Source organism: Shinella sp. Sh6, assembly GCF_055392685.1.
On sequence record NZ_AP044005.1, the window covers coordinates 3,455,547 to 3,472,438 of the forward strand.

The 16,892-nt window shown below is 66.9% G+C and carries 16 protein-coding genes; 6 read left to right on the forward strand and 10 right to left on the reverse strand.

From position 1 onward, the window contains the following. Nucleotides 1-14 precede the first annotated feature (14 nt). Complete coding sequence (gene acnA / locus ACZ5TO_RS16505) at nt 15-2,708, reverse strand: aconitate hydratase AcnA (RefSeq protein WP_464798866.1); 2,694 nt, start codon at nt 2,706-2,708, stop codon at nt 15-17. A gap of 267 nt (nt 2,709-2,975) precedes the next feature. On the opposite strand from acnA, the gene ccmA reads away from it, so the two are divergent. From ccmA to ACZ5TO_RS16530, 5 genes are all read left to right on the forward strand, one after another. Then, on the forward strand, nt 2,976-3,617 hold the full coding sequence (ccmA, locus tag ACZ5TO_RS16510) for a heme ABC exporter ATP-binding protein CcmA (protein WP_464798867.1): 642 nt from the start codon (nt 2,976-2,978) through the stop codon (nt 3,615-3,617). A gap of 205 nt (nt 3,618-3,822) precedes the next feature. Then, nucleotides 3,823-4,482 (forward strand): heme exporter protein CcmB, encoded by a 660-nt coding sequence (gene ccmB, locus ACZ5TO_RS16515; protein ID WP_464798868.1) that lies wholly within the window; start codon nt 3,823-3,825, stop codon nt 4,480-4,482. A 91-nt stretch (nt 4,483-4,573) separates the two neighbouring features. Then, on the forward strand, nt 4,574-5,344 hold the full coding sequence (locus tag ACZ5TO_RS16520) for a heme ABC transporter permease (RefSeq protein WP_464798869.1): 771 nt from the start codon (nt 4,574-4,576) through the stop codon (nt 5,342-5,344). Further along, nucleotides 5,341-5,508: a heme exporter protein CcmD gene (gene ccmD / locus ACZ5TO_RS16525; RefSeq protein ID WP_184144885.1), complete on the forward strand. Its 168-nt coding sequence runs from the start codon at nt 5,341-5,343 to the stop codon at nt 5,506-5,508. Before ACZ5TO_RS16520 ends, ccmD begins: the two co-directional genes overlap by 4 nt. Continuing rightward, nucleotides 5,505-6,113: a DsbE family thiol:disulfide interchange protein gene (locus ACZ5TO_RS16530; protein WP_464798870.1), complete on the forward strand. Its 609-nt coding sequence runs from the start codon at nt 5,505-5,507 to the stop codon at nt 6,111-6,113. Before ccmD ends, ACZ5TO_RS16530 begins: the two co-directional genes overlap by 4 nt. 184 nt (nt 6,114-6,297) lie before the next feature. Here the strand turns inward: ACZ5TO_RS16530 and purU are convergent, their stop codons facing one another. Continuing rightward, complete coding sequence (gene purU, locus ACZ5TO_RS16535; protein ID WP_184144887.1) at nt 6,298-7,182, reverse strand: formyltetrahydrofolate deformylase; 885 nt, start codon at nt 7,180-7,182, stop codon at nt 6,298-6,300. A gap of 248 nt (nt 7,183-7,430) precedes the next feature. Between purU and ACZ5TO_RS16540 the strand changes: the two genes are divergently transcribed. After that, a complete protein-coding gene (locus ACZ5TO_RS16540) occupies nt 7,431-8,618 on the forward strand; it encodes a hypothetical protein (protein WP_464798871.1) in 1,188 nt (395 codons plus the stop codon). On the opposite strand, the gene ACZ5TO_RS16545 is transcribed toward ACZ5TO_RS16540, so the two are convergent. From ACZ5TO_RS16545 to ACZ5TO_RS16580, 8 genes are read right to left on the reverse strand one after another with little or no spacing between them, the layout of a single operon-like run. Further along, nucleotides 8,608-9,621, reverse strand: a complete 1,014-nt coding sequence (locus ACZ5TO_RS16545) for a succinylglutamate desuccinylase/aspartoacylase family protein (RefSeq protein ID WP_464798872.1) — start codon at nt 9,619-9,621, stop codon at nt 8,608-8,610. The genes ACZ5TO_RS16540 and ACZ5TO_RS16545 overlap by 11 nt on opposite strands. A 2-nt stretch (nt 9,622-9,623) precedes the next feature. Next, on the reverse strand, nt 9,624-9,968 hold the full coding sequence (locus ACZ5TO_RS16550) for a RidA family protein (protein ID WP_184144890.1): 345 nt from the start codon (nt 9,966-9,968) through the stop codon (nt 9,624-9,626). Nucleotides 9,969-9,996: 28 nt separating this feature from the next. Then, on the reverse strand, nt 9,997-11,310 hold the full coding sequence (locus tag ACZ5TO_RS16555; protein WP_464798873.1) for an alanine racemase: 1,314 nt from the start codon (nt 11,308-11,310) through the stop codon (nt 9,997-9,999). Further along, nucleotides 11,303-12,238, reverse strand: a complete 936-nt coding sequence (locus ACZ5TO_RS16560) for an amidohydrolase family protein (RefSeq protein ID WP_464798874.1) — start codon at nt 12,236-12,238, stop codon at nt 11,303-11,305. The genes ACZ5TO_RS16555 and ACZ5TO_RS16560 overlap by 8 nt, the downstream gene beginning before the upstream one ends. Further along, the gene (locus tag ACZ5TO_RS16565) at nt 12,235-13,176 is read right to left on the reverse strand and encodes an ABC transporter permease (RefSeq protein WP_464798875.1); all 942 of its coding nucleotides are present in this window, start codon (nt 13,174-13,176) and stop codon (nt 12,235-12,237) included. Before ACZ5TO_RS16565 ends, ACZ5TO_RS16560 begins: the two co-directional genes overlap by 4 nt. After that, on the reverse strand, nt 13,173-14,138 hold the full coding sequence (locus ACZ5TO_RS16570) for an ABC transporter permease (protein ID WP_464798876.1): 966 nt from the start codon (nt 14,136-14,138) through the stop codon (nt 13,173-13,175). Before ACZ5TO_RS16570 ends, ACZ5TO_RS16565 begins: the two co-directional genes overlap by 4 nt. Then, complete coding sequence (locus tag ACZ5TO_RS16575) at nt 14,135-15,643, reverse strand: sugar ABC transporter ATP-binding protein (protein ID WP_464798877.1); 1,509 nt, start codon at nt 15,641-15,643, stop codon at nt 14,135-14,137. The genes ACZ5TO_RS16570 and ACZ5TO_RS16575 overlap by 4 nt, the downstream gene beginning before the upstream one ends. A gap of 21 nt (nt 15,644-15,664) precedes the next feature. Further along, on the reverse strand, nt 15,665-16,798 hold the full coding sequence (locus tag ACZ5TO_RS16580; RefSeq protein ID WP_464798878.1) for a substrate-binding domain-containing protein: 1,134 nt from the start codon (nt 16,796-16,798) through the stop codon (nt 15,665-15,667). Nucleotides 16,799-16,892: the final 94 nt, after the last annotated feature.

Genomic DNA, 16,892 nt, shown 5'->3' on the forward strand with positions numbered 1-16,892 from the left:
AAACCCGAAAGGGATCAGGCGGCGAGATCGCGCAGAACCGTCTGCAGGATGCCGCCGTTGTTGACGTAGGTGACCTCGTCCAGCGTATCGATGCGGCAGAGGATCGGAACGTCCTTCACCGTGCCGTCGGAATAGGTGATCTTGGCGATCTTCCGTTCGCGCGGCTTGATGTCGCCTTCCAGGCCCTCGATCGTCACCAGCTCGTCGCCCTTGAGGTCGAGCGTCGCCCAGGTCGTGCCCTCCTCGAAGACGAAGGGGATGACGCCCATGCCGACGAGGTTCGAGCGGTGGATGCGCTCGAAGGACTGCGCGATCACGGCCTTGACGCCGAGCAGGTTCGTGCCCTTGGCCGCCCAGTCGCGCGAGGAGCCGTTGCCGTATTCGACGCCGGCGAAGATGACGAGCGGAACGCCCTCCTCCTTGTACTTCATGGCCGCGTCGTAGATCGACATCTCTTCCTTGGAAGGATAGTGGATCGTGTAGCCGCCTTCCTTGCCGTTCGGGCCCAGCATGTGGTTGCGGATGCGGATATTGGCGAAGGTGCCGCGCATCATGACCTCATGGTTGCCGCGGCGCGTGCCGTACTGGTTGAAGTCCGCAACGCCGACGCCGTGGCCGATGAGGTAGGCACCGGCGGGCGAAGCCGCCTTGATCGAACCGGCCGGCGAGATGTGGTCGGTCGTGATCTTGTCGCCGAAGAGGCCGAGGACGCGCGCGCCCTTGATGTCGGAAACGCCCGCGCCGACCTTGCCCATGCCGACGAAGTAGGGCGGGTTCTGCACATAGGTCGACTGGTCGTCCCAGGCGTAGGTCTGGCCCGCCGGCACCTGCACGGCCTGCCAGTTGGCGTCGCCCTTGAAGACGTCGGCATACTTCGTGGCATAGAGCTCACGCGTGACGTACTTCATGATGAACTCCTGGATCTCCTTCGAGGAGGGCCAGATGTCCTTGAGGTAGACCGGGTTGCCGTCCCGGTCTTCGCCGAGCGGTTCCGTGGTGAGGTCCTTCTGGACCGAGCCGGCGAGCGCATAGGCGACGACGAGCGGCGGCGAGGCGAGGTAGTTCGCCTGCACGTCCGGCGAGATGCGGCCTTCGAAGTTACGGTTGCCGGAGAGCACGCCCGCGGCGATCAGGCCCTTGTCGTTGATCGTCTTGGAGATCGGCGCCGGCAGCGGGCCGGAATTGCCGATGCAGGTGGTGCAGCCGAAGCCGACGAGGTTGAAGCCGAGCTTGTCGAGGTCGGTCTGCAGACCCGACTTGGAAAGGTACTCGGCAACGACCTGCGATCCCGGTGCAAGCGAGGTCTTCACCCACGGCTTCGTCTTCAGGCCCCTGGCGACCGCGTTGCGGGCAAGCAGGCCGGCGGCGATCAGCACCGACGGGTTGGACGTGTTTGTGCAGGACGTGATGGCGGCAATGGCGACATCGCCGTGGCCGATATCATAGTCCGTGCCCTCGACGGCATAGCGGTTGGCGAGCTGGCCCGGCTTCTTGTAGTCGTTTTCGAGCGACGCGGCGAAGCCGGAAGCGATGTTTTCCAGCGGGATGCGGCCTTCCGGGCGCTTCGGGCCGGCCATGGACGGCACGACGTCGCCGAGGTCGAGTTCCAGCGTATCGGTGAAGACGAGGTCGGAGCCGTCGCCGTCACGCCACATGCCCTGGGCCTTGGAGTAGGCTTCGACGAGGGCGATGCGCTGCTCTTCGCGGCCGGACATGGTGAGGTAGTTGACGGTTTCGGCATCGACCGGGAAGAAGCCGCAGGTCGCGCCGTATTCCGGGCCCATGTTGCCGATCGTCGCGCGGTCGGCGAGCGTCATGTTGTCGAGGCCGGGGCCGAAGAATTCGACGAACTTGGAGACGACGCCCTTCTTGCGCAGCATCTGCACGACCATCAGCACGAGGTCGGTCGCCGTCACGCCTTCCTTGAGCTTGCCGGTCAGCTTGAAGCCGATAACTTCCGGCAGGAGCATGGAAACGGGCTGGCCGAGCATGGCCGCTTCCGCCTCGATGCCGCCGACGCCCCAGCCGAGAACGCCGAGGCCGTTGATCATGGTCGTGTGGCTGTCCGTGCCGACACAGGTATCCGGGTAGGCGACGATCTCGCCGTCTTCTTCCTTGGTCCAAACGGTCTGGCCCAGATATTCCAGATTGACCTGGTGACAGATGCCGGTGCCGGGCGGAACGACGCGGAAGTTCTTGAACGCCTGCTGGCCCCATTTCAGGAAGCGGTAGCGCTCGCCGTTGCGCTGGTATTCCAGCTCCACGTTGCGGGCGAAGGCGGTCGGCGTGCCGAACTCATCGACGATGACGGAGTGGTCGATGACGAGGTCGACGGGAACGAGCGGGTTGATCTTCTCGGGGTCACCGCCGAGCGAGACCATCGCGTCGCGCATGGCCGCAAGGTCGACGACGGCGGGAACGCCGGTGAAGTCCTGCATCAGAACGCGCGCCGGGCGATAGGCGATCTCGTTTTCGACCGTGCCCTTGTTCGTCAGCCATTCGGCGACGGCGAGGATGTGGTCCTTCGTGACGGAGCGGCCGTCCTCGAAGCGCAGCAGGTTCTCAAGAAGCACCTTCATCGAGTAGGGGAGCTTCGAGACGCCGGCAAGGCCGTTCGCTTCAGCCTTGGGCAGGCTGTAATACACATAGTCGGTGCCGTTGACCGTGAGGGTCGAACGACAATTGAAACTGTCTAGGGATTTGGACACTTTATACCCCGTTCCGTCTGGTCGCCAGAAAGCTGACGTACGAACGCCCGTGCGCGTTTAGCGCGAATGGGATGCGGGTGCGGCCATTTCCGCTGTCCGTACGCGGAAATCATTCCCGTGTTCGGCGCTTGGATGAAATTCACGCCGACCGCTGGCGTGTTGCGGGCGTTATAGATAATTTCTAAGGAACGATCCAGAGCGCGTTCGCGCAAATCGGGACAATTTTTTTGCATTGCGACCAAGGTCGTAAAGGGAAAGTGAAGCATCATGCGGCTCGTCGCCGAGGGGTTGAGCGCCACGCGCGGCGAGGACCTGATTTTCCGCGATATCGCCTTTGAAATCGCCGGCGGCGAAGCCTTGGTCGTCAAGGGCCCGAACGGTTCCGGCAAGTCGACGCTGCTGCGCGTGCTGGCAGGCCTCCTGCCGGCCCGCTCGGGCTCGGCGAAACTCCTTGCTGCACCGCACCCGGTCGAGCGCCTCGGCGAGGCCGCGCACTATCTCGGCCACCACAACGCGATGAAGCGGGAGCTCACCGTCGAGGAGAACCTCTCCTTCTGGAAGACCTTCCTCGGCGACATGGCCGGCGGCACGGGCGTCCCGGTCGAGGAGGCGGTCGAGGCGGTCGGCCTCGGCGGCATCGCCCATCTTCCCTTCGGCTACCTTTCCGCCGGCCAGCAGCGCCGTATGGCCATGGCCAAGCTGCTGGTCGCCTGGCGTCCCGTCTGGATCCTCGACGAGCCGACCGCCGCGCTCGACGCCGCTGCGGAAGACATGTTCGCCGGCCTCGTCACCGCCCACCTTGCCCGCGGCGGCATCGCCATCGCCGCCACGCACCAGCCGCTTGGGTTGGAAGGCGTGCAGGAGTTGAGGATGACGGGGTTTGCCGGGGTGGCGGAGGAGATTTGGTGATGGGCGTGCAAGTAGCCACCCCCCTCTGCCCTGCCGGGCATCTCCCCCTCAAGGGGGGAGATTGGCAAGCGGCGAAGCCCCGCCAAACGCAAACCTTGAAAACCGGGAAATGCCGGCCCTCCCAGCCAATCTCCCCCCTTGAGGGGGAGATGCCCGGCAGGGCAGAGGGGGGTAAGCCAAATCCGCTTCGCCCGGAGGCGCAAGCATGATCGCCCTCCTCCTTCGCGACCTGAAACTCTCGGTCCGTGCCGGTGGCGGCGCGCTGATCGGTGTCCTCTTCTTCATGACGGTCGTCGCCGTCATTCCCTTCGGCGTCGGGCCGGACCTCAACCTTCTCTCCCGCATCGGCCCGGCGATCCTGTGGATCGGCGCGCTGCTCGCCGCCCTTCTCGGCCTCGACCGGCTGTTCCAGGCCGAGCGCGAGGACGGCTCGCTCGACCTCCTCCTGATGCAGGAGACGCCGCTGGTGCTGACGGTCTTCGTCAAGTGTGTCGCGCACTGGATCGCGACCGGCCTGCCGCTCGTCATCGCCTCGCCGCTCCTCGGCCTCTTCATGAACATGGACGAGGTGGCGATCGGCGCGACGGCGCTGACGCTGCTGGCCGGCACGCCCGCCATTACCTTCATCGGCGCGGCGGGGGCGGGGATTGCCGTGGCGCTGCCGCGCGGAGGCCTGCTCGTCTCCATCCTCGTACTGCCGCTCGCCATTCCCGTGCTGATCTTCGGGGTGAGCGCGGTCTATGCGGCCATCGAGGACCCCGCCCCTTTCCTGCCGCCTTTCCTCATTCTGATCGCGCTCAACCTGTTCTTCGCTGTCATCGGCCCGCTGGCCGCGGCCGCGGCCCTTCGCCTTTCGAGCGACTGACGGACCGGCTGCGGCAATGTGATTGCGGCAGATCAATTGAAGAGGCGGGCCTGACACGTTAAAGAACCAGTCGTCACGTTGAAGGGCAGCCATGAGCGAACCGAGCCTTGCCATCCGCAAATTCAGCGACCTCGCCAACCCGACGCGGTTCCTGGCGCTGGTCGCCTTCCTCTGGCCGTGGCTTGCCGGGCTGACGCTCTGTCTCTTCGCGGCCGGGCTCTACCTCTCCTTCACGACGGAGGGCGACTACCAGCAGGGCGAGACGGTGCGCATCATGTATGTGCATGTGCCGGCCGCCTGGCTCTCCATGATGTGCTATACGGTAATGGCGCTTTCCGCGCTCGGCACGCTCGTCTGGCGCCATCCGCTCGCCGACGTCTCGGCCAAGGCCGCAGCCCCCATCGGCGCCGGCTTCACCTTCCTCGCCCTCGTCACCGGCTCGCTCTGGGGCAAGCCGATGTGGGGGACATGGTGGGTCTGGGATGCGCGGCTCACCTCCGTCTTCGTGCTCTTCCTGATGTATCTCGGCCTCATCGCCCTCAACCGCGCCATGGACGATCCGGCACGGGCGGCAAAGGTCAGCGCCGTCCTCATCCTCGTCGGCTTCGTCAACATCCCGATCATAAAATTCTCCGTCGAATGGTGGAACACGCTGCACCAGCCGGCGAGCGTCGTCAGGATGGGCGGGCCGACCATCGATCCGGAATTCCTGCACCCGCTTCTCATCATGGCGGTCGCCTTCACCCTGCTCTTCTTCACGCTGCACATCCTCGCCATGCGCAACGAAATTCTGCGCCGGCGCATCGCGGTGCTGCGCCGCCATGCCGCCCGCGCCGCCGGCCGCAAGAAAGGCGCCGCATGAGCCACACCTTCTACGTCGCGGTCTCCTACATCGCCGCCTTCGCCGTCAGCTTCGGCCTCGTCGCCTGGGTCTGGCTCGACCACCGCGCCCGCCAGCGCGAGCTGGCGCAGCTTGAAGCCGCCGGCATCCGTCGCCGGTCCGACCGGAGCGAGGCCGCGCAATGAGCAAGAGCGAAGGCAATGCCGCAGGCGGCGGCACGCGCATGCGCATCGTCCTTGCCGCGCTGCCGCTCGTCGTCTTCATCGCCCTTGCGCTGATCTTCTGGACGCAGCTCAATTCCGGCCGCGACATTTCCGAAATCCCCTCGGCGCTGATCGGCACCAAGGCGCCGTGGCGCGACCTCGACCCGCTCGCCGGCGTGACGAAGGACGGCGCGCCCGTTCCGGCCCTGACGACGCAAACCGCCAGGGGCAAGCTGACGCTCGTCAATTTCTGGGCGTCCTGGTGCGTGCCGTGCCGGCAGGAGCATCCCGTCATCCTGCAGCTCGCGAAGGACCCGCGCATCACCGTCGTCGGCGTCAACTACAAGGACGGCGCGGAGAACGCGCTGCGCTTCCTCGGCGAGCTCGGCAACCCCTTCTCGGCCATCGGCCTCGATCCGGCCGGCAGGATGGCGATCGACTGGGGCGTCTACGGCATCCCGGAATCCTACCTCGTCGGCCCGGACGGCACGATCCTCTACAAGCGCGTCGGCCCCTTCGACGACAAGAGCCTCACGGAAGGCCTCTATCCAGCCATCGAGAAGGCGCTGGGCAAGCCCGCCGCCTGATATGAAAAGGCCGGCGTCTCCGCCGGCCTCAGCTTATTGAAATTTCCCTCACCGCCTTCGTCATCCTCGGGCTCGACCCGAGGATCCACAGACGTGCTCGGAGCATGGATGGTCGGGTCAAGCCCGACCATGACGACGGAGGGCTGGGCGTCGCCTGGCCGTCAGCGAGGGCTTCCGCCCCCGATCAGCCCATGCGCTCGGACGCGTAGCTGCCGGGGCTCGGCGGGAAGACGATGGTCTTGTTGCCGTTCATGAAGACGCGGTGGTGGATGTGGGCGTGCACGGCGCGGGCAAGCACCTGGCTTTCCACGTCCCGGCCGATGGAGACATAATCCTCCGCCGACTGCGCATGGGTGATGCGCGCGACGTCCTGCTCGATGATCGGGCCTTCGTCGAGGTCTTCCGTCACATAGTGCGCCGTCGCGCCGATCAGCTTCACGCCGCGCTCGAAGGCCTGCTTGTAGGGGTTGGCGCCCTTGAAGGACGGCAGGAACGAGTGATGGATGTTGATGATGCGGCCCGACATCTTCTTGCAGACGGCATCGGACAGGACCTGCATGTAGCGGGCGAGCACGATGAGCTCGGCGCCGGACTGTTCGACCACCTCCATGAGGCGGGCTTCGGCCTGCGGCTTGTTCTCCTTCGTCACCTTGATGTGGTAGAAGGGGATGTCGTGGTTGACGATGACCTTCTGGTAATCGAAGTGGTTGGAGACGACGCCGACGATGTCGATCGGCAGCGCGCCGATCTTCCAGCGGTAGAGCAGGTCGTTGAGGCAGTGGCCGAAGCGCGAGACCATGAGCAGCACCTTCATGCGCTCGTCGCTGTCGTTGAAGCGCCAGGTCATGCCGAAGGGCTTGGCGACGGGGGCAAAGCCCGCCTTGATATCTTCTTCCGGCACGCCTTCCTGGGAAAGGAAGGTGAGGCGCATGAAGAAGAGACCCGTTTCCAGGTCGTCGAACTGCGACGAGTCGGAGATGTAACACCCCTTCTCGGCGAGATATCCCGTGATCGCGGCGACGATGCCGCGGGTCGATTTGCACGTTACGGTCAGCACATGGCTCTTCATCGGTTCTCTTCTCGCGTTCGGCCGACGGCGGCTGGGCCGGCGATCCCCTGTGGCGCATATTTCAGGCCGCTTGCCCCTGCGCAAGCCCCTGCAATGGCGAAAAGCTACGCTGCCTCTTGTCGCGAATCCTTCCGGTTCGCGACATTCAGTGCATCGAAAATGCCAACGGGCCTTTCCGGTGAAAATCGTGCTGGACACTATTATGGACACATGTTCTATAAAATGGACAGATTCGACGGGAGCACGCCATGCATCTTTCCATGTGGACCTATCCCTGGGACGTTCAGGACCAGGGACTTGCGGCGCTTACCGCCGACCTTTCCGGCCGCGCCGGCCTCAATACGGTGAGCCTTGCGAGCTCCTACCATGCCGGCCGTTTCCTCCAGCCGAGAAGCCCCGCGCAGAAAGCCTATTTCCCGGAAGACGGCACGGTCTATTTCCGCCCCGACGAAACGCTCTGGCAGGGAAAGGCGATCCGCCCGCTGATGGCGCGGAACGTCGCCGAGCGCGGCGACATGCTGGACGCGCTGACGAAGGCGCGGGCGGAAACCGGCCTCAAGGTCTCCTGCTGGACGGTCTGCCTGCACAACACGCGCCTCGGCATGCTCCATCCCGAACACGTCACCCGCAACGCCTTCGGCAATGCCAACCACTACAATCTCTGCCCCTCCAGCCCGGCGGCGCGCGACTATGTCGTCACGCTCGTCCGCGATATCACGACGAATTACAAGCCGGACATGCTGGAGCTGGAGAGCCCGAACTTCATGGGCTTTGCGCACGAGTACCACCACGAAAAGGACGGCGTCGGCCTCAATGCCGAGGACGACTTCCTGCTCTCGCTCTGCTTCTGCGACCATTGCACCGCGCGCGCGCAAAAGGCCGGCGTCCCGGTCGAGGGCGCACGCAGGACCGTCGCCCGCTTCATTGCAGAACTCTGCGAGCGCGCCGTGCCGGAAAGGCAGTTCCCCGATTTCCCGGATGCCGGCATCGACGCCTTCCGCGACCACCCGGACCTCCATGCCTTCCTTTCCTGGCGCAGCGAGCCGGTGACGAGCCTGATCGGCGAGATCAAGGCGGCGGCCGATCCGGCAACGCGCATCGTGCTGATCGACCTGAAAGACGGCTGGCTCGGCGGCGTCGACCTTGCGGCGGTCGGCAGGCTCTGCGACGGGGCGATCCTCTGCTGCTACGACATGACGCCGGAGGCCGTCGGCGATGTCATCCGCACCGGCCGCGCGCTGCTCGGTCCGGACAGGTTCCTCGGCCTCGGCCTTCGTGTCTTCTATCCGGAGGTGGACGGGCCGGACATCCTCGCCGCCCGCACGAAAAACGCCGTCGACGCGGGCGCCGACGGCGTGAACTTCTACAATTACGGCCTCATCCCGGCAAAGCGCCTCGACTGGGTGCGCGAGGCGGTCGCGGCGATCAGCCGCTGATCGGCTCGGCGACCTGGATCAGGCAGTCGCCCGCCTGGCTGTCGGTGTGCAGCCGGTGGGAGATGACGATGCCGCCCTCGGCAAAGCGCAGCTCTTCCTCCGGCTGCTCCAGCCGTTCGAGGTCGTGATACCGGCCGGCAAGGTCGCCGGCCGCAACCCGCGCACCGAGCGGCACCGCCGGCTCGAACCAGCCGCGCCGGTCCGCATAGATGCCCTGGCTGTGCCGCGAGAGCGAAAGAAGCTGCAGGGCGGGCGGCCGCGGGAGAGTTTCCCGCGAGAGGACGGGCGCGTCCGCAATGCCGAGCGCCATCAGCAGCCGGTCGATCGCCGCCGCGGTGAAGGCCATGCTCTCCGGCGTCACCGTGCCGCCCCCGCCGAACTCACCGGAAAGGCCGATGGTGCCCGCCCTACCCGCCGCGCCCATCGAGGTCGGCGCCGCCGGCCCGTTGTCGGCGATGAAGGCGTGGGCCGCGCCCATCGCCCGCATCAGCGCGACGGAGCGCTCGAAACGCGCGCTATCGGCCTGCCGTTCGATCAGCGTACAGGCAAGATGCGCCATGGAGGTGCCGCCCGAATGAAGGTCCAGCACCGCATCGTGGGCCGGGAAAAGCGTGTGCTCGAGGAAATGGGCGAGCCGCGCCGTCGGCGGGCCGGCGGGATCGCCGGGAAAGGCGCGGTTGAGATTGCCGCCGTCGAAGGGCGAGCAGCGCTTCGCCGCCATCACCGCCGGCAGGTTCGCCATCGGCAGTATGGTGACGGCGCCGCGGATCTTCGAGACATCGAGCAAGCGCATCAGCCGGCCGAGCTGGAGCTCGCCCTCATATTCGTCCCCGTGGTTGCCGGCCATCAGGAGGAGGCTCGGCCCCGCGCCGTTCTTCAGGCGCAGGATGGGAATGCGGATCTGGTAGTAGGGCGAGCGGTCGACCGAATAGGGAATGGCGAGATGCCCGGCCTGCCGGCCGTCCGCCGCAAGATCGATCGGGTTGACGAGGCCGCTGTGCATGGTCAGAGCGCCGCGACAGCGGTCATCTCGACGCGCAGGTCCGGATCGGCAAGGCGCGCCTCGACGCAGGCCCGGGCCGGCGGATTGGCCGGATCGATCCAGGCATCGTAGACGCCGTTCATCGCGTCGAAATCGACGATGGCCGGCAGGAAGACATTCACGGCGAGGAGCTTCGAGCGATCCGTGCCGGCTTCCTTCAGAAGGGCGTCGATCTTGCCGAGCACGTCGCGCGTCTGGCTCTCGATACCGGCCTTGCGGTCTTCCGCGACCTGGCCGGCAATGTAGACGAGCCCGCCATGGCTGACGGCCTGGCTCATGCGCGAACCCTTCTGGTAACGCTGGATCATGGATGGTTTCCTTTCTTCATGGGGAGGATCAGCCGAAGCTGGTGAGATAGGCCGCCGTGACCGCATGGTCCGGGTCGAGGCCGTAGAGGATGGCGTGCCGGTCGAGGCAGGTGCAGGGATGGGAGATGCCGAACTCCACCACGTCGCCGACGGCAACGTCGATGCCGGCCGGCACCGTCACGAAGGCGTGCTGGTCGTTGAGGCGCTGCACCTCGGCCCCGGCGAGATCGGCAAGGCGCGCGCCGTCCCGGTAGAGCGCCAGCGGCCGCGGCAAGCCCTGGTCCATCGCGACGTCGCGAAGGCCCATGCCGCAGATGGCAAGCCCGGGCTCGGGCCGCGATAGCACCTCGGCCCAGACGCGCAGCGCCGGCCGGAAACCCTTCGCGGCGGAATGGATCGCACCGCCGAAGCTAAAACCCTGCCGCGCGTCGAGCCCGGCAAGGCCGCGCTCGTAGATGCCGTGATCGTGGAAGAAGATCGCCCCGCTGCGCAGCACCAGCCGGCAATCGGGATCAGCCGCAACAGCAGCGGAAAGCCCTTCGACCACTCGGTCGAAGAAGACCGACCCGCCCGCCGTCACGAGAAGCGGACGTTCCTTGCCGATACGGGCGCGCACCTGCGGCAGGAAGGCCGCGGTCATCCGCATCAGCCCGTCGATCCGCCGCAGCGTCTCGTCCGCGTCCGCGGTAGCAGCCGCGCCCTCATAGGCGGCGATGCCGGTCAGCCGGAAGGTTGCCGTCTCGGCAGCAAGGATTGCGTCAAGGATGGCCTCCGCCGCTTCAACGCTGCGCGCACCGGCGCGGCCGGCGCCGAATTCCACCAGGATGCCGAGCGGCGGCAGGTCCGTCCGCTCCGCCCAGGCGGCGCGCAGGGCCTCCGCGAGCGCGAGGGAATCGACGAAGACATGCACCTCGGCCTCGGGGTAACCGGACAGAAGCGCGGCGAGGCGGCGGGCGGCGGCAGGGCCGCCGATCTCGTTGGCAAGGATCAGCCGGCGCTGGCCCGCCTTGAGGAGAACGGCGGCCTGCCGGATATCGGCGACCGTCGTGCCCCAAGCGCCGGCCGCAAGCAACGCGCCGGAGAGCGCCGTCGACATCGGCGTCTTGGCATGGGGCGCGATCTCGACGCCGCGATCCTTCACATAGGCCATCATCTGCCCGACATTGCCGGCGAAGGCCTGCTCGTCGAGCGAGATCAGCGGCAGGGCCATCCTGCCGTCATAGGGTTTCCAGCCTTTGCCGCCGATGGCATCGAGCGGCAAGGGCGCATGGCCGGTCGGAAAGCCGCGGATACGGTCGTCGATCAGCGGAATGCCGGTTGCGGTCGCATGAAGGTCAGACATGGCTTTCTCCCATCCCGAGGCGGTAGGTCTCGTCGGCGGTGGTGAAGAAGATGGCGCGCTGCTCGTCGGGCGAGAGCGGCGCGGCGAGGTCGCGGAATACGGCATAGACCCCGTCGAAGGAGGCATGAAGGCCGGCGACCGGGAAATCGCTGGCGAACATGGCGCGCGCCGGGCCGAAGCATTCGAGGCAATGCGTAATCACGGGCCCGAGGCTTTCCGGCGTCCAGTCGTTGTCGTAGGCGACGAGGTCGGAGATCTTCAGCCGCACGTTCGGCTCGCGGCCGAGGGCGCGAAGGCCGCTGCGCCACAGCGCCATGCCCTCCGCCGTCCGGTCCGCCGGGCTGCCGCCGTGGTTGAGCACGAAAAGCGTTTCGGGAAAGACGCGCACGAGGTCCACGGCCTCGTCCATCTGCCAGGGATAGAGCATCAGGTCGAAGACGAGGCCGTGGCGAGCAAGACGGCCAAGGCCAGCCCGCCAGGCAGGGTCGGCCATGCGGTGCGGGCGCGGTGCAAAACTCTTGCCCGGCTCGGGGTGCCAGCTCACGATATCGCGGATGCCGGCGACATTGGGGTTGGCCGCCTCCGCCTCGATCAGACGCGCCGCATCGGGACTGTCGAGCGGCACGCGTGCGACGTAACGCTTCGCGATGCCGGAGGAACGGTCGAGGCCGCCGAGCCAGCGGCTTTCCTCCAGCGGATGGGCGTCGGACCAGCCGGCCTCGACATGCACGGTGGCGACGACGTTCTGGTTTTCGGCATCCCGCCGGTAATCCTCCACGCCGTAGTCGCGCAGGATCGGCGCGAGGCTGCCATAGACCATCTCGCCGCCATCGTTCCGCGCCTTTTCCAGCCAGGGATGGCGGCGGAGCGAGAGGTCCCAGAGATGATGGTGCGGGTCGATGACCGGCCCGTCGTAGCGGCCTGTCATCGCCGCGCCTCGCGGCCGGAAACGAGCAGCAGCGCAAGGATCAGCGTGCCGAACATGATCGAGCGCCAGCCGGGCGAGGCGTTGACGACGGTGATCAGCGCCGTGGTCGTGACGAGCAGGATGGCGCCGGGAATGGTGCCGGCATAGGTGCCGCGCCCGCCGAGGATGGAGGTGCCGCCGAGCACGACCGCCGCGATGGAGGTGAGCAGGTACGGGTCGCCGATCCCGACATAGCCCTGCCGGTTCATGCCGAGGACGAGGATGCCGGCAAGACCGGCGAAGAAGCCGGAAAGCGCATAGAGGATCAGCGTGTTGCGCGTGACGCTGACGCCGGAAAGCCGGGCGGCGAGCGGATTGGCGCCGAGCGCCAGGAACCGCGCGCCGATCGGCATGCGGTGGATGAGGAGCAGCACCGCCGCCGAGACGACCACCCAGAGGATGACGCCGGCCGGGATGCCGAACGGCCGGGCCTGCCCGAGCAGGATGACGGCGGGATTGCTGACCGTGACCGCGCTGCCGCCGGCGACGATGACGAGAAGACCCTGAAGGAAGGTCGCCATGGCGAGCGTCATGATGATCGGCGGCACGCGGAGATAGGCCGCGCCCGCACCGTTGAGAACGCCGATGCCGGTCGCAATCGCGAGCGCCAGCACGATGCCGGCAAGGCCGGTTGGGTCCCAGGCAGGCGAGAGGAGCGGCAGCAGGATCGCCGTCACGGTGATGACCGCGCCGACGGAAAGATCGATGCCGCCCATCAGGATGACGAGCGTCTGCCCGGCCGCGACGATGCCGATGACGGCGGCAAGCTCCAGAAGGTAGCGCAGGTGCCCGTAGGCGCCGAAGCCGCGCAGCATGAGGCTGGCGACGAGCCAGACGAGGGCCACCAGCACGAAGGTGAGCAGCGGCGGGTTGCGGAACAGGGATCTGACAGCGTTCATCGCCTTGCCCTCCAGGCACCGAGAAGTTCCGGCACCGCGACGGCGCCGACGATGATGAGCCCCTGCGCCACATATTGCGCGACCGGCGGGAAGCCGAGGAAGAACATCACGTTGATCATGACCGAGAGCAGCAGGCTGCCGCAGATCGCCCCGCGCATCGTGCCCTTGCCGCCGAGGAAGCCGACGCCGCCGAGCACGGCCGCGGCGATGGAGTTGAGCGTGAAGGGCGTGCCGATGATCGGGTCGCCCGAGCCGGTCTGCGCGGCGACGAAGAGGCCGGCCAGCGCGGCAAGCAGGCCGGAGAGCGCGAAGGCGACGACCTTCGCCCGCTCGACCGGCACGCCGGAGCGGAAAGCGCCGACCGGGTTGTCGCCGGCCGCATAGATGCCGAGGCCGAGCGGCGTCGCAAGGAACGCCTTCCAGCCGAGGAGGATGACGACGAGCAGCAGGAAGGCGACGGGCGTATGGCCGGCAAGCCCATTCGAAAGCCAGTCCGGGATGAAGCCGCCCGGACGCGGCAGGAGGATCAGCGCGACGCCGGTGATGATGAAGGAGCCGGCAAGCGTGACGATGATCGCCGGCAGCCTGAGATGCGCGACGATGACGCCCGTGACCGCGCCGATGGCAAGGCCGGCGAGCGCGACGGCGAGAAAGCCGCCCGGTACACCGAACACACCTTCCATCGTGGTCGCCGCAATCACCGCCCCGAGGCTGACGAGCGGGCCGATGGCGAGCGTGATGCCGCCGTTCAGCATCAGGAGCGCCTGCGCCATGGTGACGAGGGCGAGCGGAAACCAGTTCTGCGTGAACTTGGAAAAGCCGCCGACGGAGAGGATGCCGGGAAAGAGCAGGACATAGAGGATGAGGAAGGCGGCGACGACGAGATAGAGGCCGCCGAGGCCGCGGTTGCGGCGCTTCTGGATGGCGCCGTAGAGCCAGCCGGTGGACGAAACAGCGCTCATGCGGCCGCTCCCTTTCTGTCGATGCCCATGGCCGCGCCGACGATGGCCTCCTCGGTGATCGCATCCCCGGAAAGCCGCGCGGCGACCTCGCCCTCGCGTAGGACGACGACGCGGTCGCAGAGATGCACGAGCTCCGGCGTATCGGAGCTCGCGAGGATGACGAGCCGGCCCTCGGCGGCGAAGGCGCGCAGCATGAGGTAGATTTCCCGCTTGGTCTCGATGTCGACACCGCGGGTCGGGTCGTTGAGAAGCAGGACAGCCGGATCGAGCGGCAGCCACTTGGCGAGCGCCACCTTCTGCTGGTTGCCGCCCGAAAGCGCCTGCACCGGCCGGGCGACGTCGCCCTTGATGGTCAGCCGCCGGGCGAGATCGGCGATCAGTCCCGTTTCGGCTGCGCGGTCGCGCAGGCCCCCGCGCGCAAGCCGGCCGAGCGAGGGCAGGATGAGGTTCGAGGCGATGGAATGGGGCAGCACCAGCCCCTCGTGCTTGCGGTCGGCCGGCACATAGACGATGCCGGCGGCATTGGCTGCGCCGACATGGGCGGGAAGACCGGGTTTCCCGCAGACCTCCGCCTCCGCGGCCCCGGCGGGAATGGCGCCGTAGAGGCCGAGCAGCAAGTCTTCCTGCCCCTGCCCCACCAGCCCGCCGATGCCAACGATCTCGCCGGCGCGAGCCGAAAAGCCGATATTGCGCACGAGGCCGGCGGAAAAGCCCTCGACGCTGATGCGCAGCGCGCCGGCGGAAGGCGCGGGGCGCGGCGGGAAGAGATCGCCCGTCTTACGGCCGACCATCAGGCGCACCAGCCCCTCGCCGTCGATGCCGTCGAGCGACTGGTCGGCGGTGACGCCGCCGTCCTTCAGCACCGTGACATGCGAGCAGAGCGCCTGCACCTCGTTGAGGCGGTGGGAGATATAGAGAAGCGCCGTGCCGCGGTCGCGCAGCGTCCCGATGAGGCCCGCGAGGATGCCGGCCTCGTGGGCGGAAAGCGAGGAGGTCGGCTCGTCGAGGATGAGCACGCGCGGCTTGCGGTAGAGCGCCTTGGCGATCTCCACCATCTGCCGGCGGCCGAGCGCGAGATCGGCGACGGGCATGTCGAGCGGTTCGGTGAGGCCCACCAGGTCGCAGACCTCCCGAACGCCGCGATGAAGCGCGGTATAGTCGATGAGGCCGAAGCGGCGCGGAAAGGCACCGAGGCCGATATTCTCGGCGATGGAAAGGTCCGCCGTCAGGCTGAGTTCCTGCTGCACCACGGCGATGCCGGCCGCACGGGCGGCGGCCGGGCTGAAGCGCCCGACCGGCCGGCCGTCCACGAGGATGGCGCCGCTGTCCGGCTGGAGCGCGCCGGACAGGAGGTTGATCAATGTGGATTTCCCGGCCCCGTTCTCGCCGAGCAGGGCGTGAACCCTGCCCGGCCGAAGGGCGATGTCCACGCCCTTGAGAACGGGATTGCCGAAGAACCCCTTGAACACCTGCCGGGCTTCCAGCAGGGGCGTTGCATCCGTCATGGCGGCGTCCTTTGCGGGCTTTTACTGCGCGAGCAGCTTGTCGAACAGCGCCTGGTCGTAGTCCGAGTAGATGTAGCCGTCGGCCGGGAACTGGTCGGCGCGGGCAAGGTAGCTGTCGATATTGCTGTCGTCGATGACCGGCAGCGGCACCTTGACGAAGGCCGGCACGTCCTTGCCTTCCAGCGCCTGCACGGCGGTATAGACCGAGAGGGCGCCGAGCCAGTTCGGCTGCATGGTGGCCCAGCCCTTGAGGCCCTTTTCCTTCCACAGTTCCAGGAACTGGCGGGCGTTCTCGCCGGTGATCGGCACCTGGTCGCGGCCCTGGCGGTCGAAGGCCATGACGGAGCCGGCCGAAAGCGCGCCGCCGAGCGAGAGCACGCCGTCGATCTCCGGATTGGCGAAGAGCAGGCTCGTCATCGCTTCCTGCGCGGGGGCGACGTTGTATTCGGTGTTCGTCTCGGTGATGATCTCCAAGCCCGGATTGGCGTCGAGCACCGGCTGGGCGCCCTTGCGGCGGTCGTCGCTGACGGAGATGCCGGCCGGACCGTTCATGACGATGATCTTGCCCTTGCCGCCGAGCTGGTCGGAGAGCCACTTGGCAGCGCCCGCACCCCATTCGCCGGAATCGGTGTTGATCTTCGCCGTCACCTTGTCGGTGTTGACGAGGCTGTCGAAGTTGACGACGGCGATGCCCTTGTCGCAAGCATCCGAGATGACGCGGTCGAGCGCGTTGGACGAGCCGGCGATGACGACGATGGCGTCGACATTGGCGTCGATCATCGACTGGATGTGCTGGATCTGCGTCTGGGCGTTGCCCTGCGCGTCCGTGATCATCAGATCCTTCACGAGGCCGGCCTTCTTCAGCTCCTCCACCTCGGCCGAGATCGTGCCCTCGGTCTGCTTCATCCAGGTCGGCACGGAATAGATGTTCGCCCAGCCGATCGTATAGGGCGCCTTGCGGTCGCCCTTGATGCAGTTCGCCGCGGCCGAAGCCGTGCCGGCGCTGAAGGCGAGAAGGGTCGCGGCGGCAGCGGCACCGGCGAGGAGGCGGCTGCGCAGCGAGGCGGTATTTGCGGATTTCTTCATGGTGATCCCCTTTTCATTGCGGCAGCAGGAACGGGCTTGCCATCCGTCTTTGTCCAATATAATGTACATATGATCTTTATACTGGACGACGCGATCTTATGCCGATTTTTCCGCCCCGCAAGGGGGGTGCCGAAATTTCGTTCACGCCGCGTCGGATCCGGCG